Genomic DNA, 24,124 nt, shown 5'->3' on the forward strand with positions numbered 1-24,124 from the left:
TTTCCTCCTTTCATTCACCTGCTCCTCTTCCTCCTCCCTTTAGCACCTCTTTTATAGCCGTTTCAATTTCTTCATAACCAGTGCAGCGGCAGATATTCGATTTGAGCCATTCTTTAATCTTCTTATCATCAGCGTCGGGGTGATGATGGATGAGGGAGTGGCAGTTCATGATAAATCCAGGTGTACAGTAGCCGCACTGAAATGCAAAATGCTCTACGAAAGCTTTTTGAATGGGGGTATCTTTCAAGCCTTCGATTGTGGTAATTTCCTTGCCGGCTGCCTCGACAGCGAGCATTAAACACGATTTCATCGGCCAGCCGTCTATATTTACGGTGCAGGCGCCACAGTCACCGTTTAAGCAGCCCGGCTTAGAACCAGTCATCCCAAGCCTTCCCCTTAAGATGAATAACACCGTGTCTGCCGACCGAACTGTCACACTTCTTTCCTCTCCATTTATTTTTAAAATAAGATTTTGTGCCTTCATGCCTTCAGACCCACTCCTCCCAAACGAGCGAGGATATCATGGAGTACGTTTTTCAAAACAAACCTTCTGTACTCCTTCGATCCCTCCACATCATTCAAAACAGGCTCTGGTACTACTTTCAGTGCAGCCGCCACGCGTTCCTCCACACCAAGTTGTTCATTATTTAAAGCTGCCTCCATTTTTTCCGACCGGAATGGAAATGGACAAAATCCGCTCACCGCCAGCCTAATACCATCTCCACCTTTCAACGCCGCCACGGTCACAAGCGGATAGCCTGTTTCCCATTGCTGCCGCCTTTTGATGTGTACAAATGGGGCGTCTATCCATTTTCTTTCCGTAATCAGCTGGACAAGGAATTCACCGTTTTTCAGCTGCAGCTTTTCATTAAATGCCTCGCCAATTTTACGCGCCGTTATCCCTTCCGTACCAGCAATGATGGCGATGCTGTCAGCTAGCAAAAAGGGAAGAACCGCTTCTCTGTAAAAAATTTTCGCTCCTATATTTCCGCCTAAAGTGATTTTGCCTCGAGATGTATGGTCTGCTACTTCACTTGCCGTTTGTGTTAATAATGGAAAGTGGTTCGCTTCTTCTATTTCAGTTAAGGAAAGTGAGCTGCCCACCACCAGCACATTATCCGCAAACCCCATTGCTCTGCATTCGGGGATTTTTTTCAAGTCAATTACTGCCTCGGTATACGCCATATTCAAACGCGCCAGAGTAATCAATTCCGTTCCGCCAGAATAATAGTAAGGTTTTTTCCCTTTTTTATCCTGTTCCTGAAAAAGTGAGATAGCTTCCTGCAGCGTCTTTGGCAAAAAATAATCAAAATCAAAGGGAATCATCGGGGTTTTCCCTCCTTCGACCGCCAAATCAGCTCAGGTGTCAACGGCAAATGATGAAGGGAAACACCTGCTGCCCTTGATAAAGCGTTACCTAGCGCCCCCGGCATTCCAAGCAGACCGTGCTCACCGACCCCTCGGGCTCCAAATGGGGCATCAAGCTGCGGCGTTTCTACAAAATCAACCATAAACTTCGGATGCTCACTGTAGTGCAGCGGCAGATACGTCCTCAGTTGCGGGTTCATTACCCTACCCAGTTCATCGAACACAAAGGTTTCGCGTCCGGCGAACGACAGCCCCATACTCATCGCACCCATCACCTGGCCCCTGCCGCTTTTTCATTCAGAACCCTGCCAATATCGATTACTGAAACAGCCTTTAATAATTTGTACGTATAATCCCTTTTATCGAACTCAATTTCAACTCCATGAGCGGTCACAGTCCATTCCGGTCCGGGTACTCCTTCACCGGTATCCGGATTTAAATGGGTCATCCCTCTTAGAATGTATTTTCCATGCCCGGTAATCTGTCCGCCAATTGAATTGCCATTGGGATATTCATAGCCATAAGCTATCTCTTTAAAATGGACCCCCTTATCCGGATCGTCGCGCAGAAACACTCTGCTGTCCGCCACCTCAAGGTCTTCAGCCGGGACTTTTAATACAATGGATGCGATCTCCTTTAACTGGCGGATGACATCGTCCGCCGCCTGGAGCAATGCCTTTCCAGCCATGAAGGTACCACGGCTGGCGACCGTTTTCCAGTGTTCCGGAGTGGTTTGAGTATCGATTTCCATTCGGACATAGATATGATCAACGTCCATTTTTAAACGTTCCGCAAGCATTTGTGCAAGGACGGTTTTTGTTGCTGTTCCGATTTCAATCACACCCGACATTAAGTTAAGAGTTCCGTCTGGATTAAAGGTCAGGATGACACCTGATGGGGCATTCGGATCGATCGTGGATGTTTTCCAGCTGCAGCTGATTCCTTTAACCCTTACATGCCGTTCATCCAGCTCAATGACTTCTCCTTCATCCCAGTCGATTAATTCTCTTAATCTTTCGATGCACTTTGGCAGATTTCCGAGAATGCTGCTGTTTAAAAGAACTCTTGTAGGAGTGCGATTACCCGGTAGAATGGCATTCAGTAAACGAAGCTCAAGTGGGTCCATTCCTAATTTCTTCGCTAGCAGGTCCATCGTCCTTTCAATCGCAAACGAAAGCTCTGAATGGCTGAATCCCCTGAAAGGCGCTGCATACGGGTGATTGGTGTACATGCAGAAGGAATCACATTTCACATTTTCTATATTGTAAGGACCTGTGCAATCAGCCGCCCCTGCCCTTGTCAGGTCAATCGCTTTATCCGAGTAGGCACCACCATCCCATAAAAAGCGAATTTCAGCGGCTTTTATTTTTCCGTTGCGGTCCGCACCGAGCTTGATGTTCGCATCCAGCCCGATATGGCAGGGCGATGTCAAAATATCTTCCTCTCTTGTATTTAGCAGTTTAACCGGCCTGCCGCCAACCGCCTTGGAGGCAAGATACGCCAAAATTTCAAGCTGGACAGAAGCTTTTCCCCCATACGCCCCACCGACGAGCGGAGTGTTGACCACGATTTTCCCAATTTCCTCACCAAAATAGTCACTGATGAGTCTTTTGACCATATAGGGAGCCTGGGAGGAAGTGGTGATTAGGATTTTTCCATCCTGCTGAATTTCAGCAATGGAGCACCGGGTTTCCATGGCAACGTGATCGGATGGCGCCAAAGAGAAGGAGGCTTCTACTACTTCCTCACTCTCACTCCATGCATTCTCCATGTTTCCCTTCCGTATTTTCACATGTGTCGCAATGTTCGTTCCTGGTACGGGGTAGCTGTCCTCATCCTTTTTGTAATCCCCGAGACGTTCATGGACTAGCGGTGCCCCTGACTGAAAGGCCTGCGTGGGCGAATTCACAACTGGCAGCTTTTCATAATCAACCTTTATCAAGTCGGCTGCTTTTTTTGCCAGATACGGATTATCTGCTACTACAAGAACAACCGGTTCACCATGATAACGGACCTTTCCGGTTGCAAGCGGGGCCGGTCACGGATTGCTTCACCGATGAGGGGGTAGCTCCCACCGGTTACGATGGCACGGACCCCTGCCATCCTGGCAGCATCAGCCGTATGGATGCGGGTTATTTTGGCATGGCCAAAAGGGCTGGTGACCATGTTGACATGAAGGAGACCTGTAAACTGAATATCATTCGTATAGCGTGACTGGCCTGTCACCTTTTCCAACGCTTCTTTCCGAATCACACTCTTCCCGACGGTTTTCAACTCTCTCCCCCTTAACAAATCATGATAATCCTCAAACGTATCCGCATCCCTAAAATAGAAGGACGGAAAAGCGATTTTCCTCACATCTTCCGCATTCCTTAAAAGTTGCCGTCCTCCCTCATCACCTTCAAGCTTTAATAAAGCAGGAAAAAAATGCTGCGGGAACAAAACTGGCGGCTTGCACATTCCACCAACAGCAGCCGACACAATGGACAATCCATCCGATTTCTGAAACTCTTCAATCAACAAATTCAACACAGAATGATCAATGAGTGGCTGGTCTGCCAATAAAATCACAACAGCTTTCGCCCCTATTACGACAGCCTCCCTAACCCCTGTTTTCAATGACTCACTTTGTCCTTTTTCCGCATTTTCGCAGATAACCTGCTTCCATCCAGTCTTTTTTGAAAAAGGAGCAAGCCAGTGTTGTGGTCCGCTTTGGGTCGTAACGGCGAGCATGAAATCAATATTCGAATCAAGAGCAGCCTGAAAAGCCCTGCTTCCAAGCATTTCCCCGCCTAGAGGCAGTTCCAGCTTATTTGTTCCCATCCGTGTGCTTTTTCCGGCCGCAAGGTAGACGCCGATTACTCGGGGACGGTCCATAAATACCTTCGGGCAGGTTTATGAGGCTGATGGAGATGTTGAACCATTTCCGCCATAATACTAATCGCAATTTCCTCCGGACCTTGTGCTCCAATTGGCAGCCCGGCAGGAGAATGGATCCAGGCAGGAATTTCCTTCAGACCGATTAACCGTTCGGTTCTTTCCCTGGCCCTAAAACTCCAAGGTAACGAAGTTTTTCTTTTTTTAAAAGTGAAAGCCATTCTTTATCACGTATAAAATGATGGTTCCTAATGATCGCAAAATCATTCCCCGTAAATCTTTCTTTTTTATAAATTTCTGCAGGAAAGCCGATTAGAAGCTGGTCCGCATCTGGAAAGTTTCCCTTCTGGCAGTATTCCGCGCGCCAATCACAGACTGCAACCGAAAAACCTGCTTTCGCAGCCAGTGACACGAGTGGCTGTGCATCAGTGCCTGCACCGAATACAAATAAACGCGGCTTTGGCAGAAATAACTGATGAAAAACGCCTGAATCGAACTTGGTTTGTTGTATGCTCGATTCCTCCAGCTTCGTTATAGAATCGTGCCACTGGCCAAAAATTTCACCTTGTTCCGGAACGAATAAATTTTCAGGTTCCTCCTCCAGCTTTTTCAGGCATAGAACTTGTATGCCCTGATCCAAAAAATTTTTCACCCTTCGAAAATCTTCCTTTTCCTTTTCCCCTACTGGTTCAAGCAGAATGCGAATCACTCCGTTGCAGCCATTTCCCTGTCCCCATTCCAAATCGGATTCCTTCCTTAGGTCATATTGAACCATTCTGGCTTTCCCTTCTTGAAAAACCTTTTTGGCGTGATGGGATAAGTCCTGCTCCAGGCAGCCTGCGCTGATCATTCCGTTCTGCGTCCCGTCCTCAAAAAAAAGCATGCAGGAGCCTTCCTTTTTATAAGCCGATCCTTCCACCTGAATAATGGTAGCGAGTACTGTTTTTAAAACAGCTCGATCCATACGATCAAAAAGCTGATGGAAGTCCTTCATCTGCACTCCCCCTTTTAAACACAAAATCTCTGATATATGTATATAGGGGGAAAAGCTCTCCTAGAATAAAGAATTTATCTGCAAACTTAATCATGAAATGCTATCTCTAGGGACGTTTGCATACATTTAAAAAGATGTAAATTTTATAAAAAAGGAGCCATCGTTCATGAAGCTCGAAAAATTTATCGATCCGCTCCCATTGCCACCAGTTATGAAGCCCGCTTTCAAATCTAAGGAATATACGTACTATGAAGTAAGAATGAGGGAAAACAAGCACAGGTTTCACCGTGACTTGCCGGAAACAACGATTTGGGGGTATGAAGGACTTTATCCGGGCCGACAATTGAAGTGGAGCAGGGTGAGCTTGTCTATGTCCAATGGATGAATGAGCTTCCAGACAAGCACTTTTTGCCACTAGATTATACCGTTCACGGGGCTGGCGAGGAGGTGCCGGATGTCAGGACGGTTGTCCATTTACATGGCGGCCGTACTGAGGAAGATAGTGATGGTTATCCGGATGCCTGGTTTACAAGGAACTTCCAAACCACGGGACCATTTTTCAAAAAAGAGTCTATGAATATCGTAACCTTCAGTCCGCTCGTAATTTATGGTATCACGATCACGCAATCGGAATAACCCGCTTGAATATTTATGCTGGACTAGTTGGGTTTTATCTTATTCGTAATTCCCGTGAACGCTCACTAGCTTTGCCGAAGGGAGATTTCGATCTTCCGTTATTGATTCAGGATAAATCGTTTAAACAGGATGGATCGCTTTTTTATCCGGATCAGCCAAAAAACAAACTTCAAAAGGTCGTTCCTTCGATCGTGCCCGAATTTTTTGGAGATACAATTCTCGTAAACGGCAAGGTCTGGCCTTATTTGGAGGTGGAGCCTCGGCGTTATCGGTTCAGGTTTTTAAATGGTTCAAATTCCCGCTATTTCCGGCTGAAATTATCACCAGCCCAATGGTTCTATCTGATTGGTACAGACAGCGGCTTCATTGAAAAACCAGTCGGCCTTAAAACCATTACCCTCGCTCCGGCAGAGAGAATGGATGTGATTATCGATTTTTCGCAAATGCAAGGGAAAGAGGTTATTTTAAAAAATAATGCTCCAACTGCTTTTCCAAACGGTGATCCTGTTGACGCGGAAACGACAGGTAATGTGATGCAGTTTAGAGTATCAAAGCCGCTATCCAGTCAGGATACGAGCATCATTCCAGAAACTTTCAGGTCGATTCATTGGCTTTCAGAGGCAGCAGCGAGTGTCAGCCGTTTTCTTGAATTAGGCGAAAGCAAGGATCAATATGGCAGAACAATCATGCTGCTCGACCGAAAAAAATGGGACACTCCTATTTCAGAGAATCCCATTTCCGGTTCGATTGAAATATGGAATTTTGTCAATGTCACACCAGACGACCATCCCATCCATTTGCATCTTGTCCAATTTCAAATTCTAGATCGTAGGGCTTTTGATGTAAAGCATTATAAAAAAACTGGTCGATTGCACTTTACTGGCCCTCCCATACCTGCACATCCCCAGGAGCATGGATGGAAGGATATGGTTCGGACCCCTCCTGACCATGTCACAAGGATCATCGTTCCTTTTTTCCCATACACCGGGCAATATGTGTGGCACTGCCATATGCTTGAACACGAAGACTACGAAATGATGCGGCCTTATCGCGTCCTCCCTGCAAATTTCGGCTATCCTAATTGGATAGGAAAACCTTAAACCATGGGTCAGCCAAAGCTCTGGGCTGCGATAGCGAATAATGCTCCGTTCCTTGTTGGCATGGTTTCATTACCTAACATCATAATTGGCGGCTGGCTTACCTGCTGAAAGCCTCTCACTTTTAGAAAGCTGAGGAATTCTTCCTTTCCAGAAGATACATCGATCCTGAGCTTACCGGTATGGCCAGTTGCCAACCTTTGAACTAACGAGCATGCCACCGAATCATTGCCAGCAACTATTGGCGCAAGGGTCATGTTAGCCGGCAGGTAATCGAAAGCCCAAATCCACAAATTTTATCTTCTTTTTCCATCATAACTACACATTCCTTGGCCTGCCTGATCCGTGCCTTTAGGAAGGTCTCCCTATCGGCACCAGTAGCATCCCGATCGAGTTCAACAAGCACACGAAAGTCCTCTTCCTGGAAAGGACGTATGCTGTAATTTGGTAAATTTTCCGCTGGGCGGTAGTCATCACAAATCAATTTATGGACGCAATCCACAGCTTTAAAGCCCATTTTTTCATACATTGGCTTTCCATCGGGGGTAGCGATTAGCATGATGGAAGCATTACCATTCATACTGTCAATACACCGCTGGGTCACAGACCTTCCAAGGCCAGCCCTCTACTTTCAGGATGTACGATGACTATTCCGATGGAAGCGAGTTGATTACGATAGGGAATCAGTGCCGCACAGGCAGCAAGCTTCCCCTCTTTATTTCGATAGCCAAAAATGGTCCCTGACGCCATTATCGTTTCAATTCCCGCTTGGTCATAATCCCAACCGACCGCTTTGGATAAAGAAATCAATTCACTGATATCATTTTGCGCCATTTTTTCAATTCCATTTAACCTGTCCATAAAAAACCCCTTATTCACGAAAAACAGATGATTAATAAAGGTTAATGCTTTGCAACGCTTGCTCCAAAGAGTTGAAAAACACCACTTTGTCCAAATAAATTCCAAGCTGTGTAAACGTTTGGCTGATTTCCGCCCTCATACCTGTGATCATCGGGCTCACACCTAGCAAATTCAAGGCACGTATAAGCTTATATAAAACCTCAATTCCAATAAGATCTACTTCATAAACACCAGATAAATCAATGACAAGCGTTTCAAATCGGTTTTTGACACATGAATTCAGTGTATCCGTTATCAAGATTTCTGAGCGTGTTTCGGTGATTTCACCCACGAGCGGCAGGATGGCGACCGTTTTTGAAATCGGCACTATTGGGACAGATATTTTCAAATAAAGCTCTTCGGATTTTTTTAATAATCCCTTTGCATTTTTTGTAAAAGCGTTGCTGAACCCAAAAACGATTAAATTGAAGATATGATCAATGTCAGCGATGATGTCAATAATAACTTCATATGGAACCTTTTGTAACAATGATTCCTGCTGGACGAACGCCCAGATTACCTTCTTATAAATGGTCATAGACTTAATGGATTCGCCTAATTCAGCTCCACTTTCAACAGAAAGCACTCCTATCGTTTCGCCCCAGCTGGAGGCCCTTGTTTGAACCTCTCCATCTCTTAAACCTTCAGCAATAATATGGACACATTGAAGAAAAATTTTTGCCGTCTTTTCTTCTTCCTCTTTACTTTTAAATTGATAATTGTAAAACTCCATCATATTTCCAAGCATTTTCTTTACGATTTCGTCGGCATGCGCTGCCAATTTATCACTGATTATTTTTTTAAATTCTTCTTTGGGCATAGTTGACTCCTATTAGGTAGATTTTCATTATAGCTATTATATCAAATAGGCAAATTATTAAAAAATTTATGCCCAACTGTTTTTATCATTGTATAAACGATTGTGATTGCATTCAATTGACAGAAAGTTGTATAATACAACTGCATTAAAAATGCTCATTCTGAGAAATATAACATGAAAGCTAACTAAATAAATTTCATAAATCGAACCAGAATCTGCACCTATAAAGGATGAAAGATATGAAAAAAAATCGTGCGTTTTTCTTGACCGCCGTTGCAACCGGCACGATGCTAAACCCGCTTAACTCTTCCATGATTTCACTAGCTTTACATAGCATCCAAAAGGATTTTCACCTATCCTTTACTACCGTTTCCTGGCTGATTTCTTCTTTTTATTTGGCCAGTGCTGTGGCACAGCCGGTCACCGGAAAGATTGGAGATCTTTTGGGGAGAAAGAAAACGTTTTTCGCCGGACTAATCCTTGTTGCGATATCAGCAATCGGTGCACCGCTTTCTTCGACCTTTCTCATGCTAATTGTGATGCGCTTATTCCAATCGATCGGCAGCAGTGCGATTTATCCTTCAGGAATTGCTTTGATACGTGATAATATTCAGGAACGCCAGGCATCTGCTCTTGCTGTCCTTTCGATATTCGCCTCTGCCATGACCGCTTTAGGACCTACACTTGGCGGCTTTTTAATTGTCTGGGGCGATTGGCCGGCTATTTTTAGAGTCAATTTTCCATTTATTTTGATTAGCTTTCTTCTTGGGCTGTTTCTATTTCCAAAGGATACGAAAAAAACAAATTCGAGCTTTAAGCAGCTGTTGCTTCAGTTGGATGTCCCCGGCATTGCACTGTTTGGATCCGGAATGGTTCTTCTGCTCTGGTTTTTATTGTCCTTCAAAACCCAAATTCACATCGGTGCGGGAATCGCAGGTATCACTCTATTGAGTTTATTCGTGTGGCATGAATTAAAAGTCAAGGTGCCGTTTATCGATATCCGGCTATTTAGAGCGCACCCGAAATTGTCCTGGGTCTATTTGCAGTTTATTGTTCTTAACATCTTTTTTTACTGTTTATTTTTTGGACTGCCGAGCTATTTTCAGGATGGTATGCATTTAAATGTCAGGACAAGCGGACTATTAATGCTGTTCATGTCAGCGGTCAGCATTTTTATCTCCCCTCTTACAGGTAAATGGATTGATAAATCCGGCTCGAAAACACCAGTTATAGTGGGTGCGATACTTTCACTTGCCGGCGCAGTTTTATTGACTTTATTTTTTGTTGATGCACCCTATTGGCAAATGGGACTCATCCTTTCCCTGCTCGGAATCAGCTACGGAATCGGCAACGTCGTCCTGCAGGCGGCAATGCTTGAGGCAAGCCCGCGCTCGATCATTGGCACTACCTCGGGATTATTTCAAACCTGCCGTTATCTTGGATCGATATTATCCTCTATTGTTCTGGGACTTGTTTTTGGAAAGGAAATTTCCGGGTGGCATATGGAGGTTCTTGGCATGGTGCTAATTTCGGTTGCGTCAATAAGTGTCCTGATGAGCCTCCGTTTTGCTAAAACAGGACCGGCAAAAAAGCCAAGATTATTGCACTGACAATGGTAAAAGCACACGCATCTGAAAAAGCGTGTGCTCTTTAAATTGAGAAATCCCTTAAAATTATTACTAAATGTTGTCTGTATGTTACTATTTGATTAACTATTAAAATTCACCTGAAGGGACAGAAATGCTTGGAACAGTATCAGAATAATAAGAGAAGGCTTACACCTAAATATTTAATTATGATCGGAATCTGTTTGCTCATTTTAATCAGCATGTTCATTCCGACACCCTATTACCTCTATCAGCCAGGTTCTGTTGAAGAGCTTTCCTCCAAGGTGACGGTTGAGGACGGCCATAAATCACATAATGGAAAGCTGTATTTAACGACGATTCTTTCGATAAAAGCAAATAATATTTATTATTTATTGTATGGCTATTTCGCTCCGCATACCGAGATCAAAAAGGATGAAGAAGTAAAGGGCGATTTAACGGAGAACGAATACGATCAATTGCTGAAGCATATGATGAAAACCTCTCAGGAAAATGCGATGGTATCTGGCCTCAAGGCAGCCGGTGAACCTGTATCGATCAAACCAAAGGGAGTTTTTATTGGTAACATCGTTTCAACTTCCAAAGCAAAGGGTGTGCTTGAGGTAGGAGATATCATTACCTCAATTGACGGCCATCCTGTGAAAAATACGGAAGACTTCAGAGCTTACCTAAAAAACAAGAAAACAAAAGGTGACACGGTTACGATTCAGTCACTACATAATGGAAAAATCAAAACGAATAAAATTGGGTTAATTCAGCTCGATGCTAAAACGAAAACGGTAGGCCTTGGGATTTATCCAGAAGACGAAATATCTGTTAATACAGATCGAAAAATCACCTTTCATACCGAAGATATTGGCGGACCGTCTGCCGGGTTAATGTTTTCCCTTGAGATCCTAAGCCAGATTCTCCCAGGGGATCTCAAAAAAGGCTATAAAATTGCCGGAACAGGAACCATGGATTTAAACGGAAATGTTGGCCAAATCGGCGGTATCAGAGACAAAATCGTTGCTGCACATAAAAAAGGAGTCGATATCTTCTTCTGTCCAGCAGATATCACCAGCGACGACACGAACGAAAAAGATGTCAAGGATGAGACTAAAAAGCTTGGTTACAACATTAAAATTGTCCCTGTCAAAACCTTGAAGGATGCCGAAAATTACCTAAACAGCCTAAAACCAAAGAAATAAAAAAACAAAGGGCTGGTCCATGCCTTGTGGACCAGCCCTTTTTATGCCCTAGTATAAAGGATCAGATTGTAAACAGTATGGACAATGACTGGTGCCCATAATGAATTGGATTTTTTAATTAAATAACCCAAACCAAAGCCTACAATAAAAACAGTCAAGACGCTAAAAACTAATTTCGACATCGTGATTCCTTGTACATACCAAATTGGAAAATGGATTGAAACAAAAAGTAACGAAGTGTAAAGATTTGCTTTGACAAATCGAATCGAAGCTGCCAGCTTTTGCAAAATATAACCGCGAAATATTACTTCTTCCGGCAAGGCAAAAACCAATGTGGTAACCCATTGAATGCCTAGGTCCAGCTTGATTTTACCGTGAAAGATAAACACCAATACACCTTCAAGCAGGACCAGAACTAGGCTGATTGATAAACCCCATTTTATGCCCCCTCCGACATTATCTCTGATTTTCAAGTATGTAAGAGACTTCAAATTTTGACGTTTAAGCAGCAAAAAGACTGGAAGCACCCACACCGTATACTTTATGACAATAGATAACGTAATTGGCTCCTGAAAAGTGCTGAAGCTTATTTCCTTGAGAGCCCATGCAATGAAAAAGCAGAAATAAAATAATAGCACCTGTCTTAATTTAGTTACTTCTGGAATGGACGCAACTCCATTTACCATTCTACCTGGTACGGTCATACTTCTCCCACCTTGTCGCCCATTGCTCAATATCAATTAGCTCTTCAGCGCTTCTTTTACCAGCCAAATCACGGATCATCCGTAAACCAGCCCAACGATTATATTGCGGATAGTCCTCAGGCATTTTTCCATAACCATGAACCCAGCCATTAATAAATTCCTTTACATGCCCCTCTTCCAGCTGGGATCCTTGAATCGCCTTCTTAACTTCCATGTCCAGGATCGCGAATGTTCTTGCGGTATCAAAACGCGGATCATCAACACATGCATTTGCCCAATCAATCACGGCAGTAATCGAAGTACCATCAGTCAAAACATTCAGAGGGTGATAATCAAGGTGAAGCAGCATTTGGGTTTGCGTTTCTTCCCTTAGCTGATGAAGCAGTTCCACCTCTTTTCCTTGAGGAGACAGCCAATTTTCTATTTCATTAGTTATTAGAGAAATTTTATGAATACTCGCTTGTGTTTTGCCAAACTCGGTTCCCAGCTTGTATGCATTTTCGGGGTGCGTCAGGATTTCCTCCAAAACTGTCCTCCCTTCAGCCCAATCCATGAGCATCGCAGACCAATCTCCGATTTTCTTTACAAAATGCACCTTTGGAACTGGCACGCCACCCTGCCTAGCCACTCTCATATATTCTTCTTCACGCTCAAATTGCCGATATCTTTCAATTGGGAGCAGCCTTAACGCAAAAATATCTCCTTCTGCATTTTCAAGTTTCCATACGGAACTATCTTCTCCGGCTATTATCTCTTTATAATTTTTCAAAGAACCAAGCTGAAGCTCTTCCAAAATACTGTTTATATCCATTTCCTTTCCTCCTTGATTCCCTTTTATCTTCCTCTATTCTCTATCTACAAATGAAATCCCTTTTGAAAAATATATCTCAGTTGATTATATTCAGGAAAAATATAGTAATATTTCGACAAAATCATCTATTTAAAGACACTCACTTGGTTCAAACAAGGTTAATTCTAATCTATTATTTCTATTTTTGGAAAAGATTGTAGGCATTCGTCGTTATTTGTGAATATCTTTTCGTTCTATTCTAGGTTACTATTAATCTGTATTTTCAAAAAAAAAGCGAGCAAGTCAGTTTGACAACAAACTCAAATGGAGGGATATGAGTGAGTGTGATCAGCGAAGAAAAACTGATAGAGGATTCATTTGTAAGTGATGAGGCTTTAGTGTCAAGAATACAAAATGGAGACTCAGAGTCAACCGAATTCTTAATTTACAAATATCGCCATTTCGTCCGTGCAAAAGCAAGCAAATATTTTTTATGCGGTGCAGACAGGGAAGATATTATTCAAGAAGGCATGATTGGATTATATAAGGCAATCCGGGATTTTAAAGAAGATAAACTCTCCTCTTTCCGTGCCTTTGCGGAGCTTTGCATTACCAGGCAAATCATTTCAGCCGTCAAAACATCCACCCGCCAAAAACATATTCCATTAAATTCTTATATTTCATTGGACAAGCCTATTTTCGAGGATGAATCCACTCAGACACTCCTGGATATTATTATTGGGACCGACATAACCGATCCAGCAGCATTATTCATCACACAGGAAAAAAACGCTGACTTCGAGCAGCGAATTGCAGAAAAATTAAGCGATTTAGAAAGACAGGTTTTATCACTATACATGGCAGGCCATACATACATCGAGATTTCCGAAGAGTTAAATAAACATACAAAATCAATCGACAACGCCCTGCAACGGATTAAGAGAAAGCTTGAGCGCCATCTCGAGATCAATGAACTTTACGCCTGAAAACGATAAAAAAGAAGCTCGGTTTGCCGAGCTTCTTTTTATCGTTTTTATCTATGCGTGAGAAAATGGTTCTATGCGCGAAAGCCATACCCGCACCCTATTTAGCTATCTCCGACGCAACCACCTTACAAGAATGAACAATTCTCTGGGTATGAGTATAGACATTCATCGATTCATTTCGAATAAAACCAATTGTGGTGATACCCAGCTGTTCTGCCAGCTTTAAGGCGAGCTCTGTTGGAGCAGACTTTGACAAAACGACCGCACAGCCGATTTTTGCCACCTTCAGCAAAATTTCAGAGGAGATTCGCCCGCTGAATACAATGATTTTGTCGTCGATACCGATATTGTTTTTAATACAATATCCGTAAATTTTATCGAGTGCGTTATGTCGGCCAATATCCATCCGGGTCAACACAGGGCCATCCTGATCGCAGAGAGCTGCATTGTGTACGCCACCTGTCTGCTGAAACACTTCTGCTGACTCTTGCATTTCATTCATCAGGCGGAAACAATCGTCCACTGATATTTTCACATCATTATCATGCATTTTACGGGCCGTTAAGGCGTCTGTGGCGAACACAAAGCCCTGTCGGCTGGCACCGCAGCAGGAGGTAATGTATCGTTTCCCTTTCAACTCCTGAAAAAAGGGATTGTGACTTGCCGTTTTAATGTGGACAAACCCTTCCTTTTCCTGGATCCATAAATCTTCAATATCCGAGTATTTTCGGATAACACCCTCTGAAGCGAGGAACCCGACAACCATGTCCTCTATATATTCCGGTGTGCAAACCATCGTTACAAATTCCTGCCCGTTTATTTTAACGGTAACCGTGTACTCGGTTACGATATGGTCCTCCAAAACTTCGGCCTTGCCATTTCCAAAACGAAGGATCTCTCTTTTTACCTCGACTGGTTTCACAACAGCCATCCCTTTCTCTGACTAAACTTTAATTCTGCTATTCTTTTAATATCCCAAATACAATATATTAAACTGCCCCCGCCTGTGACAGGCAGGGGCAGCTTTTTAACGCTATAAAGTATGATCCGGATTTTCATGCTGTGCCTGGTGCTCCGGCAACTGTGTCGTCCGTTCCAATTTGCTTGTATCTGTACCCATTCCTTTAAGGAACTCAAAAATCAGAGCAATAGAACGGTTGATTTCAGGATCCTTCAGTGAACGGAAAATATCGAAATAACCGATGGTTTCATCGTCATCCTTCTTCTCAGCCACTCTTGCTACCCCAGCATTCACTTTTAGCAAAATGGGTTCCAGTTGCTTAACATTCAGGGTTCCAAGAACGCCGACCATTAAAAGCATATTCTTGAGTGTATTGGCTGTTTCTTTCGTGTCAGCTTTTTTTACTAAAATTTTTAAAATCTTATCGCCCTCGGCGAACAATCCGCTCATAAGAGAAATCAATCCACGATCGTGCATGTGCTGGATGACACCAAGGGATTCTAGGATTGCCTCTTTGTTTCTTACTAAGGCGTCTTCGACTTCCCTTAAATCCCGATTCCTCTGGTCTTCTTCACTAATCTTAATTCTTTCGATTTGCTTTATTGCTTTAGCCATTCGCATTCCGCTCCTTTTTCACAAGATCACCCGGGAAAATGTAATCGTTGCGAGCCCATTTCTTCTGAACCTGAACACCGATTTGCGGCTGCGGATTGCCATAACGGAAATTGATCCTTGGCAGCGGGTTGATGCCGTCTTGCTGTAAAATTTCCATCTTCGCCCTTGTGTCCTTATAAGCTGGTGTGTCTGTGTCCTTATCGGCCATACTGCTTGTAATATAGTTAATGGCTGCATCCCCGCTGTCATTCATCGGTAAATACACTTCATTTCCTTTTACGCGGGCCGTGATGGTACATTTAACCTTTACATTTCCATAGGGGGAGGTTAAGCGGACAAGTGTCCCATCTTGCAGGCCTTTTCTGCAGCAAGCTCCGGTGAGACCTCTAGGAATACTTCAGGCGTCTTCGATGTGATCCCCTTCGACTTGTACGTGAGATTGCCTTCATGGAAATGTTCCAGCAATCGGCCATTATTAACATGGATATCATATTCTTCTTCAAAATTAAGCGGCCTTGTCCACTTGACCGGGTAAAGTCGCGCTTTACCATCCGGGAAGTGGAAGCCTTCGGTATATAAAAGTGGTGTGTCGGCTCCATTTTCTGCTACCGGCCACAGTAAGCTCTTATACCCTTCCAATCTTTCATACGTGACACCTGAATATATCGGCATCAGCATGGCTGCTTCCTCCATAATGTCGCTCGGATGCTGATAGTTCCAGCCTGCACCCAGAAGGTTCGCAATCGCCTGAATGATTTCCCAGTCTGGCTTTGAGTCTCCCATTGGTTCAAGTACTTCATAAAGCCTTTGAATACGGCGTTCCGTATTGGTGAATGTTCCTTCTTTTTCAAGGCTTGGACTGGCAGGAAGGACCACATCTGCATATTGCGCTGTTCGTGTGAAAAAGATATCTTGTAAAACAAAGAAATCCAGTTTCTCATAGGCGGCATGGACGTGGTTGATATTCGAGTCTACCAATCCCATTTCCTCGCCCTTTACATACATCGCTTTTACTGTGCCGCCATGGATACCTTCAATCATGTCATGGTTATTGATTCCAGGATTAGGTGAAAGCTTTACACCCCAAGCTTGTTCAAATTTTGTGCGGGCTTCTTCATTATCAACGCGCTGGTAACCAGGCAGATGCTCCGGGCTGCTTCCAAAATCACTCGCACCCTGAACGTTATTATGTCCTCGCAGCGGATAGGCTCCTGCACCAGGTCTGCCGTAATTTCCTGTTATAAGGAGAAGGTTGGAAATGGCGGTGCTCGTATCACTGCCGCCAAGATGCTGCGTAACACCCATCGCCCAGAGGATGGCCGTGCCATCTGATTCATGAATCATTTCGGCAGTTTTGATCAGCTGTTCTTTTGAAAGTCCGGTAAACTCTTCAGCGTATTCAAGCGTGTATGGCTGGAGGCTGGCGACATATTCGCTTACTCCATTTACTCGGCTGGTTAAAAACTTCTCATCCGCCCAGCCCTGGTCGATGATATATTTTGTTACTGCTGATAACCATACTAAATCCGAGCCCGCTTTTGGATGGATAAACAGGTCAGCACGTGCTGCCATTTCGTGTTCCCTTAGGTCCGCCACAATCAATTTTTGGCCCTTTAGCTTGTGGGACCGTTTAACTCTCGTCGCTAAAACTGGGTGGGCTTCAGCAGTATTGGAACCGACGATGATTACAAGGCCAGCCTTTTCAATATCTTTAATTGAACCGGCATCACCGCCATAGCCTACTGTTCTGAATAAGCCGACTGTTGCCGGCGTCTGGCAGTAACGGGAACAGTTATCGACATTATTCGTACCGATCACCTGTCTTGCAAGCTTCTGCATTAAGTAGGATTCTTCATTTGTACATTTTGAAGAGGTAATAAAGCCCATTGATTCAGGACCATATTGATCACGGATTTCAGTAAACTTACGGGCAACAAGCTGCAATGCTTCATCCCATTCTGCCTCACGGAAGGAATCTCCTTCCCTGATTAAAGGCTTCGTCAGGCGTTCCTCACTATTAACAAAGCTCCAGCCAAATTTGCCTTTCACACATGTGGAAATCCCATTAGCCGGAGCATCGACACTTGGTTCCACTTTGAGAATGTCTCGTCCCTTTGTCCATATATCAAAGCTGCAGCCTACACCGCAGAATGTACATACCGTTTTTGTTCGTTTGATTTTCGCTTCACGCGCAGCTGATTCCATATCCGAGATGGCAAGAATCGAACCGTAGCCGGTTTCTACACCCTTCGTTATTTCAATCATCGGACGAAGCGTATCTTTTGCAATCCCAGTCAGATAGCCCGCTTCCCCCACCATCCCTTTTTCCATCATGGCATTACATGGGCAGACGGTGGAACAATGGCCGCAGGATACACATGAGGATTCATTGATTGGTACATCGTTATCCCAAATGACACGGGGACGGTCAAGTTCCCAGTCAATTCTTAACGTTTCCGTTACCTGCACGTCCTGGCACGCTTCTACACAGCGCCCACATAGAATACACTGGTCCGGATCGTAGCGATAAAATGGATTGGAATTATCCTCTTGATATGGCTTGTGTTCAAAGGGGGTACTTTGATGGTTAATCCTCATTTCCTTGACGGTGTTATGTATTTCACAACCCCCGTTGTTATAATCACAGACCGTACAATATAATTCATGGTTATTAAGAATTTTATCCATTGCAATTGTCTGTGATTTTTTCACATGGGGCGCAACTGTATCAATGACATCGCCATGTTTAAGCTCTGTCGAACAGGATCTTACTAATTCACCGTTTACTTCCACTAAACAAGTATCACATGTCTCGATCGGTCCGAGGCTTGGATGATAGCACACATGTGGAACTTCAACTGAGCTATTCGTGAGGTATTGAAGAAGTGTTTGGCTCCCGTTTGCTTCAACCTCTGCCCCGTTAATCTTCACTTTTATTTTCTCTAACAAGACGGCTTCACCCTTTCTGCTTTTCTATTGAATGCTTTAACGTTCTACCATTTTCAGTACCCTTAATTGCTAAAAAATAAAACATATACAAATCTTCCTATTTTAAAATTCCAGTTTCACATGGCTTTCTATATAGTTCTTTATTCATATACTCTGGTTATCACGCTAGATAGGTGGTTTGCCTGAAGAAGAACGTGGGAAGAAAGAAGAAAAAAGAAGGGACTACTTCCTATGAAGTTTGTAATATATAAAAGCAAGAATATAAATAGAAAAAGCCATCATGAATATTTGGGTGAGATTGATGCTTCCTCGATTGAAGTAGCTAGTGACATGATGTATAAACGATTAAGAAGGAACACTTTAAAGGTGCACGGACAAATGTATATTATCTTGCCGTACAGCAACGGGATGCAGCTAGAAAAACACACTCTGCCTTCTCTTCACGGCCTTCCCTTTCGAATTGTGCAATATAGGGAAGGGAAACTAGGGCTTTAAATTCTTATGATTAGCTTTTATAATATGTATGTAATCTATTATAAGGAGTGTTCCCTTTGGCAAAATCAAATGCAAGAAAAATTCGTGAAAAGCTTGAACGCGAAGGCAGACTGAATCCCGCTGAATTAAGAAGTCCATTCGTTTTCTCAGACATGCGCACTAGAACAACAAAAACGAAAAAAGATCACCTATATCGCTCCAAACACAAGAACCAATCACTCCGCGATGGAAATGATGGTTCTTTTTATTTTGGAAAAAAACCGATAGTCATTGCTTTCTAAACAGTTATAAATTATTTCACCAAGGTACTGGCTTATATGCCCATCTTTTTTATACAATTAAATTATTATTTGAATGATATGGGAGATGAAGTGAATGACGGTTGAAGAGGGTTTTGTAAGCGTAACTGGCGGTAAGGTTTTTTATAAGAAGGTTGGAAATGGAAATGAAACTCCATTACTTGTATTGCATGGCGGACCAGGCTCTACCTCCATCCCATTGCAATCACTGGATGTACTTGCTAAGGATCGTCCGGTCATTTTCTATGATCAGCTTGGATCTGGTCATTCTGATAGGCCTGAGGATTCTGGGTTATGGCATTTGGAGCGTTTTGTAGAAGAATTGGGACAACTAAGAAAGGAGTTAGGATTAACAGAAGTACATATATTGGGACATTCATGGGGAACGACATTGCTTGCATCCTATCTATTAACAAATCCTACAGGTGTTAAAAGCGCCATTTTTTCAAGTCCGTGTTTGAGTGCCCCACGCTAGGCCAGTGACCAGAAAATCTTATTAAAAGAGCTTCCTGAAGAAACACAAGAAGTGATTAACCGTTGCGAATCGGAAGGAACCACAGATTCACAGGAATACCGGGAAGCAATCGAAATTTTCTACAATAAACACCTATGCAGGCTGTACCCGCCACCAGAAAAGCTGTTAGAAGGCAGAAAATTATCGAACTCGCAAATATACAATCAAATGTGGGGACCATCTGAATTTTGTGTGACAGGGAACCTGAAGGATTTCGACTGCACCGAACGACTGCATGAAATTAACACGAAATCATTATTTCTCTGCGGTCGATTTGATGAAGCCACTCCTCAATCAACAGCGTATTTTAGCAGTCTCGTCCCTAATTCCAATTTCCATGTTTTTGAGCACAGCTCGCACACAGGCTACCTCGAAGAACACGACGAGTATGTGCGAATTGTAAATGAGTTCTTAACAGATGTAGAGGAATTTTGATTACATTCTTTGAATTTAACTCGATAAATAGTGAACCATCTTTTTTGTTTAACAAATCTTAAAACGCTTGGGAAAAATCCTAAGCGTTTCTTTTATTCAAGTATTTGATTAGCCATTTCAGCTATTTCTTTTTTATGTTGTTCTTTCGAGATTTTTTCATTCATATAGACAATGGTATACGAAATACCCTTACTATGAAAGTTCAACAAATTATTGTTGTAATATCCAGTATGTTTTTTGTTTAAATTAATTTTTTCTAACTCTTGATTTGTTTCTAAAAACTCCTCATTAAAAGCATTAATTCTTAAAAAAATCTTATCCTCTTTTCTTTTTGAACTAGTAGTAAATTCAACCGATAATTTTTTACCGTCATGATTTTGATCGTTTATGATAGGAGCTTGAAATGGTTTTGCATCAAAAGGTAAATTTCCAGGTAATTTCATTTCAAACGGTAGTGCATCGAGTCCAACCTTAACCGACGGTGCTTTATAAGTAATAGGAATGTTTTTCTTTTGTTCTTTCGTTACATCTTTCATTTCCACTTTATTTAATTTAGAAGTATCGAGAGTTCCGTTTTTAGGGTCTTGACAACCCACAAGTAAAAGTAAAAGTAATGCCAAAATTAAAAATAATTTTTTCACAAGTATCCCCCTACCTATTGTCTAATGAACCTTTTTACTTATATTTAGTCGATTTAACAAAGGAAATAGTTTCAACTTTTTTAATAAATCTTTAATTATTTAATTTTAATTATTGTAAACTGCCTCGTTAGCTCCAATTCTGCGCAAAAAATCCTCTGCATCTCAGAAAATAAAAATTCGTTATGCAGTCTGTTATAATTTAAAAAGAGGTGGATATTTTATGAAAATCATTGAAACTGAAAGATTGATACTACGCTGGTTAGTACCGGATGATTCAGCGTTTATTCTCGAACTTTTAAATGATCCTACTTGGATCCGTTTTATAGGGGATAGAGGTGTGAGAACGCTCGAAGATGCTCGAAACTATATTTTAACGGGACCGATGGATATGTACTCCCGACTAGGATTTGGTCTTTATTTAACAGAATTAAAGGATGGAAGGATTCCGATTGGAATTTGCGGATTGATAAAAAGAGATTCTTTAGAAGATGTTGATCTTGGCTTTGCTTTTTTATCGAAGTTCCAATCTAAAGGTTATGGCTATGAGGCCGCTTCTGCTACGATGGCCTATGGAAAGGAACAGCTTGGTCTCAAGCGAATTGTGGCAATAACATCTAAGGACAACGATAATTCTTCCAAGCTTCTTGAGAAAGTCGGTATGAAATTCGAACAAACGATTAAATTTCATCCTGATAATGAAGAGCTTAAATTGTTTATAGCTGAATTTTAATACAGAGCTTTTCTGAAAAAATTAAAAATACACACGGTATATTCGAAGTGAATTACCGTGTGTATTTTTAATTAATTATTCGCCTTTTCCTTTTACCATTAATTTTTTTACTTTTTCAGCTGGATCCCAGCAATTAAATTTATAACTTGGCATGGTTTGATATCCTAATCTGCTGCAGTTATAGACCATCACACCATTTTTCCGCTCGGCTTTAAAATGCCTGCACGCTGCACAGCAATGAAAATCCTTCATGATTTTACCACCTTGTCATTGTTCGCTCTTAATTTCTCGGACCCCATAAAATAATCGAAACGCCAAGTAAACAAATAAATCCCCCAACCCAATCATATAAATCAGGCGTTTTTTTATCGACAGCCCAGCCCCAGAGGATTGCCAGAAAGATAAACACTCCCCCATAAGCCGCATACACTCTGCCAAATGACGGAAAGCTTTGGAATGTCGGGATCACTCCATAAAGTATAAGAATCAGGCCTCCGGCAACACCATATAAAACAGGCATTCCTTCGCGCAGCCATAGCCAAACTAAATAGCCTCCGCCTATTTCTGCAAGCCCTGCAAATATAAATAGCAATATAGCTCTCATTGTTTTCACTCTCTTCTACGATTACAGTTCTCCCTACATTTTACTGCAATTTCTGCAAACCGGCAGTCAATTTAGTAAAAAAATCGCAGGAATTTATATTGCTTTTACAGTATTTTCACCTTAAATTTACAGAATTCTCTATAAAATAGACCTTAATCCCCATGAATCGCTTACTTTCGTTTGCTACCATTGAACAAAGGGCAAATTTTACGAAAGTAAAAGACGCAAAGCCACGGTGGAAAGCAAGAATTTCTTGCCATGGCAGCCGGGTTGCATGTGACAGCCAGAATATACACTACTATTCCTTTCCTAAATTGCCTTTTTACCCAATAGTGAAAGGTGCCAAATAAAAATGAAAACCATACTCATTGCCGATCACTCCTTATTTTCAAGAAGCATGCTTAAAAAGTTGCTGGCCAAAAGCGACTACAGAGTGATATGCGAAGTGGAAGATGGCAAACAAGCCATCAAAAAATTCGTCCATTTACAACCTGATTTCGTTCTGATGGATTATTCTATGCCAAAAATGAATGGGATTGAAGCACTGGTACAAATGATGAAGATTAATCCACTCGCCAATGTAATTATGTTTTCATCGCTAAACACTCGAGTGTTTATAGAAGAGTCACTTGAACTTGGCGCAAAGGATTTTTTGATAAAACCCTCGTTTCAAGGTCTGCTTTCTGTCCTAGACAGCCTAACTATGACCCCTTATATATAGCAAAAAGCACGCGATTCCATTACCCACCGCGTGCTTTTTTGTATCTTATTTCGAATGATAAAGGTCATCGATCCTTTTAAAGACTTCCCGATTTGAATTATAATGTCCCCCATTCAATTCATTAGGAGAAAAACTCCATCCATTACTACTGTCAGCATATAATGTCACCCGATAGCCCCAGCCGCCTTTTACAACTTCATCATTATTGACGGGCTTAAACTTAATATTTTTAATTGAAGCTAACCAATTTTGAATAGCTTTTTTATCTGTATAAGTTTGAAAGTCCCCGGTTCTTTCGTTTCTGACTGTAATTTTATCAACCTTTTCAATATCTCCATCATACTCTTCCCCAATGGTAGTCGGTTTGCTAATAAGTTTATTGTACGAATGATCTTCGAGTAAAAAAATCATCACAGCCAGAACAGCTACAAGGCTAAGAAAGACTAATGACCATTTCCACCTAAACATTCGAGAACGCCTTCATCCCGTACCACCTATGAACTATTGTTTTCTTTTTCACTGTTTAACCAACCCCCTCATATTAAAAAAGAGTCGTTACAAGATACATGGCAGTTCCAATCATAATTAAACCCGAAACCTTATTTAAAATAGGAATGAATCGTGCTTTTGTATCCAATCTCCCGGTTTGCCGCATGCCACTGCAAGACCTAAAAACCAAAGCCATGAAACACAAATACAGGAAACAGTAAATGCAAGCTTTGACGCATCTGAATAAGAAAGCGAGCTGGTTCCAATCACACCGATCGTATCCATAATCGCATGCGGATTCAAAAGCGAAACGGAGGCAGCAAATACGATTTGTTTCTTTGGCGAAAAAGAATGTAATTCAGCATTTCTATCTGCTGGCCTGCTTCTCCAGGTAACAATCCCCATATAGATTAAAAATACAATTCCTGCTGTTAAAAGAACAAATTTTATCATGCCATTTCCAAGCACTAGCGTTGAAACTCCCAAAACAGCAAGTGAAATTAGCAGCGTATCACATAAAGCCGCCGTAATCACTCCAGGGAGAACCCTCGCCATCCGATGCTGCAGTGCACCTTGATTGAAGATAAAGATATTTTGGACACCTAATGGCAGGATAAGCCCTAATGCTAAAATAAACCCGTGTGCAGCTGCATTAATCATGATTCTACTTCTCCTTTATCACACCCGTTCCTTCCAGCAAAA

21 protein-coding genes, 7 pseudogenes and 1 riboswitch are annotated in these 24,124 nt (G+C 42.2%); of the genes and pseudogenes, 9 read left to right on the forward strand and 19 right to left on the reverse strand.

What is annotated here, in order from left to right; all coding sequences use genetic code 11:
- Positions 1-10: 10 nt before the first annotated feature.
- From RCG23_RS01375 to RCG23_RS01395, 6 genes and pseudogenes are all read right to left on the reverse strand, one after another.
- Entirely contained in the window at positions 11-484 is a 474-nt protein-coding gene (locus RCG23_RS01375; protein ID WP_308178260.1) for a (2Fe-2S)-binding protein, read from the reverse strand.
- On the reverse strand, positions 481-1,326 hold the full coding sequence (locus RCG23_RS01380; RefSeq protein ID WP_308178261.1) for an FAD binding domain-containing protein: 846 nt from the start codon (positions 1,324-1,326) through the stop codon (positions 481-483). The genes RCG23_RS01375 and RCG23_RS01380 overlap by 4 nt, the downstream gene beginning before the upstream one ends.
- Positions 1,323-3,642: pseudogene (locus RCG23_RS01385) on the reverse strand (xanthine dehydrogenase family protein molybdopterin-binding subunit). The gene RCG23_RS01380 and the pseudogene RCG23_RS01385 overlap by 4 nt, the downstream one beginning before the upstream one ends.
- Before the next feature lie 96 nt (positions 3,643-3,738).
- Positions 3,739-4,245: pseudogene (locus RCG23_RS01390) on the reverse strand (NTP transferase domain-containing protein); the annotation flags it as partial.
- A complete protein-coding gene (locus tag RCG23_RS25770; protein ID WP_374049799.1) occupies positions 4,227-4,466 on the reverse strand; it encodes an XdhC family protein in 240 nt (79 codons plus the stop codon). The gene RCG23_RS25770 and the pseudogene RCG23_RS01390, both read right to left, overlap by 19 nt.
- Positions 4,391-5,239: an XdhC family protein gene (locus tag RCG23_RS01395; protein ID WP_308178262.1), complete on the reverse strand. Its 849-nt coding sequence runs from the start codon at positions 5,237-5,239 to the stop codon at positions 4,391-4,393. Before RCG23_RS01395 ends, RCG23_RS25770 begins: the two co-directional genes overlap by 76 nt.
- 166 nt (positions 5,240-5,405) lie before the next feature.
- On the opposite strand from RCG23_RS01395, the pseudogene RCG23_RS01400 reads away from it, so the two are divergent.
- A pseudogene (locus tag RCG23_RS01400) lies at positions 5,406-6,975 on the forward strand (multicopper oxidase family protein).
- An 8-nt stretch (positions 6,976-6,983) separates the two neighbouring features.
- Here RCG23_RS01400 and RCG23_RS25775 read toward each other — a convergent pair.
- The 3 genes and pseudogenes from RCG23_RS25775 to RCG23_RS01420 all read right to left on the reverse strand — a co-directional run bounded on the left by RCG23_RS25775 (position 6,984) and on the right by RCG23_RS01420 (position 8,692).
- A pseudogene (locus RCG23_RS25775) lies at positions 6,984-7,552 on the reverse strand (GNAT family N-acetyltransferase).
- Between the two features lie 20 nt (positions 7,553-7,572).
- Positions 7,573-7,833: a GNAT family N-acetyltransferase gene (locus RCG23_RS01415; RefSeq protein ID WP_308178265.1), complete on the reverse strand. Its 261-nt coding sequence runs from the start codon at positions 7,831-7,833 to the stop codon at positions 7,573-7,575.
- Positions 7,834-7,864: 31 nt separating this feature from the next.
- Complete coding sequence (locus RCG23_RS01420) at positions 7,865-8,692, reverse strand: STAS domain-containing protein (protein WP_308178266.1); 828 nt, start codon at positions 8,690-8,692, stop codon at positions 7,865-7,867.
- A gap of 230 nt (positions 8,693-8,922) precedes the next feature.
- On the opposite strand from RCG23_RS01420, the gene RCG23_RS01425 reads away from it, so the two are divergent.
- Both RCG23_RS01425 and RCG23_RS01430 read left to right on the forward strand, forming a co-directional pair.
- Positions 8,923-10,302, forward strand: coding sequence for an MFS transporter (locus RCG23_RS01425; RefSeq protein WP_308178267.1), 1,380 nt, complete (start codon positions 8,923-8,925; stop codon positions 10,300-10,302).
- Positions 10,303-10,436: 134 nt separating this feature from the next.
- Positions 10,437-11,489 (forward strand): SepM family pheromone-processing serine protease, encoded by a 1,053-nt coding sequence (locus RCG23_RS01430; RefSeq protein WP_308178268.1) that lies wholly within the window; start codon positions 10,437-10,439, stop codon positions 11,487-11,489.
- Positions 11,490-11,530: 41 nt separating this feature from the next.
- On the opposite strand, the gene RCG23_RS01435 is transcribed toward RCG23_RS01430, so the two are convergent.
- A complete protein-coding gene (locus tag RCG23_RS01435) occupies positions 11,531-12,193 on the reverse strand; it encodes a CPBP family intramembrane glutamic endopeptidase (protein ID WP_308178269.1) in 663 nt (220 codons plus the stop codon).
- Entirely contained in the window at positions 12,177-13,004 is an 828-nt protein-coding gene (locus RCG23_RS01440) for an aminoglycoside phosphotransferase family protein (RefSeq protein WP_308178270.1), read from the reverse strand. The genes RCG23_RS01435 and RCG23_RS01440 overlap by 17 nt, the downstream gene beginning before the upstream one ends.
- Positions 13,005-13,321: 317 nt before the next feature.
- On the opposite strand from RCG23_RS01440, the gene sigH reads away from it, so the two are divergent.
- Positions 13,322-13,969 (forward strand): RNA polymerase sporulation sigma factor SigH, encoded by a 648-nt coding sequence (gene sigH / locus RCG23_RS01445; protein WP_308178271.1) that lies wholly within the window; start codon positions 13,322-13,324, stop codon positions 13,967-13,969.
- Positions 13,970-14,066: 97 nt separating this feature from the next.
- On the opposite strand, the gene fdhD is transcribed toward sigH, so the two are convergent.
- From fdhD to fdhF, 3 genes and pseudogenes are all read right to left on the reverse strand, one after another.
- Positions 14,067-14,891, reverse strand: a complete 825-nt coding sequence (gene fdhD, locus RCG23_RS01450; RefSeq protein ID WP_308178272.1) for a formate dehydrogenase accessory sulfurtransferase FdhD — start codon at positions 14,889-14,891, stop codon at positions 14,067-14,069.
- A gap of 111 nt (positions 14,892-15,002) precedes the next feature.
- Positions 15,003-15,545 (reverse strand): helical membrane plugin domain-containing protein, encoded by a 543-nt coding sequence (locus tag RCG23_RS01455; protein ID WP_308178273.1) that lies wholly within the window; start codon positions 15,543-15,545, stop codon positions 15,003-15,005.
- Positions 15,538-18,494: pseudogene (gene fdhF / locus RCG23_RS01460) on the reverse strand (formate dehydrogenase subunit alpha). The gene RCG23_RS01455 and the pseudogene fdhF overlap by 8 nt, the downstream one beginning before the upstream one ends.
- Positions 18,495-18,725: 231 nt before the next feature.
- On the opposite strand from fdhF, the gene RCG23_RS01465 reads away from it, so the two are divergent.
- The 3 genes and pseudogenes from RCG23_RS01465 to RCG23_RS01475 all read left to right on the forward strand — a co-directional run bounded on the left by RCG23_RS01465 (position 18,726) and on the right by RCG23_RS01475 (position 20,237).
- Positions 18,726-18,989 (forward strand): hypothetical protein, encoded by a 264-nt coding sequence (locus RCG23_RS01465; RefSeq protein ID WP_308178274.1) that lies wholly within the window; start codon positions 18,726-18,728, stop codon positions 18,987-18,989.
- Between the two features lie 56 nt (positions 18,990-19,045).
- Positions 19,046-19,270 carry a hypothetical protein gene (locus tag RCG23_RS01470; RefSeq protein WP_308178275.1) on the forward strand — a complete coding sequence of 75 codons (225 nt, stop codon included), beginning with the start codon at positions 19,046-19,048 and terminating at the stop codon, positions 19,268-19,270.
- A 94-nt stretch (positions 19,271-19,364) separates the two neighbouring features.
- Positions 19,365-20,237, forward strand: a pseudogene (locus RCG23_RS01475) (proline iminopeptidase-family hydrolase).
- Between the two features lie 92 nt (positions 20,238-20,329).
- Here the strand turns inward: RCG23_RS01475 and RCG23_RS01480 are convergent.
- Entirely contained in the window at positions 20,330-20,878 is a 549-nt protein-coding gene (locus RCG23_RS01480) for a hypothetical protein (RefSeq protein ID WP_308178276.1), read from the reverse strand.
- A gap of 220 nt (positions 20,879-21,098) precedes the next feature.
- Between RCG23_RS01480 and RCG23_RS01485 the strand changes: the two genes are divergently transcribed.
- Positions 21,099-21,608 (forward strand): GNAT family N-acetyltransferase, encoded by a 510-nt coding sequence (locus RCG23_RS01485; protein ID WP_308178277.1) that lies wholly within the window; start codon positions 21,099-21,101, stop codon positions 21,606-21,608.
- Positions 21,609-21,683: 75 nt separating this feature from the next.
- On the opposite strand, the gene RCG23_RS01490 is transcribed toward RCG23_RS01485, so the two are convergent.
- Complete coding sequence (locus RCG23_RS01490) at positions 21,684-21,860, reverse strand: hypothetical protein (RefSeq protein WP_308178278.1); 177 nt, start codon at positions 21,858-21,860, stop codon at positions 21,684-21,686.
- Positions 21,861-21,888: 28 nt separating this feature from the next.
- Positions 21,889-22,212 carry a YnfA family protein gene (locus RCG23_RS01495; protein ID WP_308178279.1) on the reverse strand — a complete coding sequence of 108 codons (324 nt, stop codon included), beginning with the start codon at positions 22,210-22,212 and terminating at the stop codon, positions 21,889-21,891.
- Between the two features lie 189 nt (positions 22,213-22,401).
- Positions 22,402-22,490, forward strand: a riboswitch (cyclic di-GMP riboswitch).
- Between the two features lie 74 nt (positions 22,491-22,564).
- Between RCG23_RS01495 and RCG23_RS01500 the strand changes: the two genes are divergently transcribed.
- Complete coding sequence (locus RCG23_RS01500) at positions 22,565-22,933, forward strand: response regulator (protein WP_308178280.1); 369 nt, start codon at positions 22,565-22,567, stop codon at positions 22,931-22,933.
- Between the two features lie 45 nt (positions 22,934-22,978).
- On the opposite strand, the gene RCG23_RS01505 is transcribed toward RCG23_RS01500, so the two are convergent.
- Both RCG23_RS01505 and RCG23_RS01510 read right to left on the reverse strand, forming a co-directional pair.
- Positions 22,979-23,401, reverse strand: coding sequence for a hypothetical protein (locus RCG23_RS01505; protein WP_308178281.1), 423 nt, complete (start codon positions 23,399-23,401; stop codon positions 22,979-22,981).
- A gap of 73 nt (positions 23,402-23,474) precedes the next feature.
- Positions 23,475-24,082 (reverse strand): annotated as a pseudogene (locus RCG23_RS01510) (LysE/ArgO family amino acid transporter).
- Positions 24,083-24,124 lie beyond the last annotated feature (42 nt).

Origin of the sequence: Neobacillus sp. PS3-34 (assembly GCF_030915465.1) — a bacterium.
Lineage (GTDB): Bacteria > Bacillota > Bacilli > Bacillales > Cytobacillaceae > Neobacillus_A.

What these genes read in the sequence shown, in the direction of transcription:
- RCG23_RS01485 (WP_308178277.1), top strand. Translation starts at nt 21,099, where the DNA reads ATGAAAATCATTGAAACTGAAAGATTGATACTACGCTGGTTAGTACCG.
- RCG23_RS01455 (WP_308178273.1), bottom strand. Translation starts at nt 15,545, where the DNA reads ATGGCTAAAGCAATAAAGCAAATCGAAAGAATTAAGATTAGTGAAGAA.
- RCG23_RS25770 (WP_374049799.1), bottom strand. Translation starts at nt 4,466, where the DNA reads ATGGCTTTCACTTTTAAAAAAAGAAAAACTTCGTTACCTTGGAGTTTT.
- RCG23_RS01440 (WP_308178270.1), bottom strand. Translation starts at nt 13,004, where the DNA reads ATGGATATAAACAGTATTTTGGAAGAGCTTCAGCTTGGTTCTTTGAAA.
- RCG23_RS01435 (WP_308178269.1), bottom strand. Translation starts at nt 12,193, where the DNA reads ATGACCGTACCAGGTAGAATGGTAAATGGAGTTGCGTCCATTCCAGAA.
- RCG23_RS01380 (WP_308178261.1), bottom strand. Translation starts at nt 1,326, where the DNA reads ATGATTCCCTTTGATTTTGATTATTTTTTGCCAAAGACGCTGCAGGAA.
- RCG23_RS01505 (WP_308178281.1), bottom strand. Translation starts at nt 23,401, where the DNA reads ATGTTTAGGTGGAAATGGTCATTAGTCTTTCTTAGCCTTGTAGCTGTT.
- RCG23_RS01425 (WP_308178267.1), top strand. Translation starts at nt 8,923, where the DNA reads ATGAAAGATATGAAAAAAAATCGTGCGTTTTTCTTGACCGCCGTTGCA.
- RCG23_RS01415 (WP_308178265.1), bottom strand. Translation starts at nt 7,833, where the DNA reads ATGGACAGGTTAAATGGAATTGAAAAAATGGCGCAAAATGATATCAGT.
- RCG23_RS01375 (WP_308178260.1), bottom strand. Translation starts at nt 484, where the DNA reads ATGAAGGCACAAAATCTTATTTTAAAAATAAATGGAGAGGAAAGAAGT.
- RCG23_RS01495 (WP_308178279.1), bottom strand. Translation starts at nt 22,212, where the DNA reads ATGAGAGCTATATTGCTATTTATATTTGCAGGGCTTGCAGAAATAGGC.
- RCG23_RS01420 (WP_308178266.1), bottom strand. Translation starts at nt 8,692, where the DNA reads ATGCCCAAAGAAGAATTTAAAAAAATAATCAGTGATAAATTGGCAGCG.
- RCG23_RS01465 (WP_308178274.1), top strand. Translation starts at nt 18,726, where the DNA reads ATGAAGTTTGTAATATATAAAAGCAAGAATATAAATAGAAAAAGCCAT.
- RCG23_RS01500 (WP_308178280.1), top strand. Translation starts at nt 22,565, where the DNA reads ATGAAAACCATACTCATTGCCGATCACTCCTTATTTTCAAGAAGCATG.
- RCG23_RS01490 (WP_308178278.1), bottom strand. Translation starts at nt 21,860, where the DNA reads ATGAAGGATTTTCATTGCTGTGCAGCGTGCAGGCATTTTAAAGCCGAG.
- RCG23_RS01395 (WP_308178262.1), bottom strand. Translation starts at nt 5,239, where the DNA reads ATGAAGGACTTCCATCAGCTTTTTGATCGTATGGATCGAGCTGTTTTA.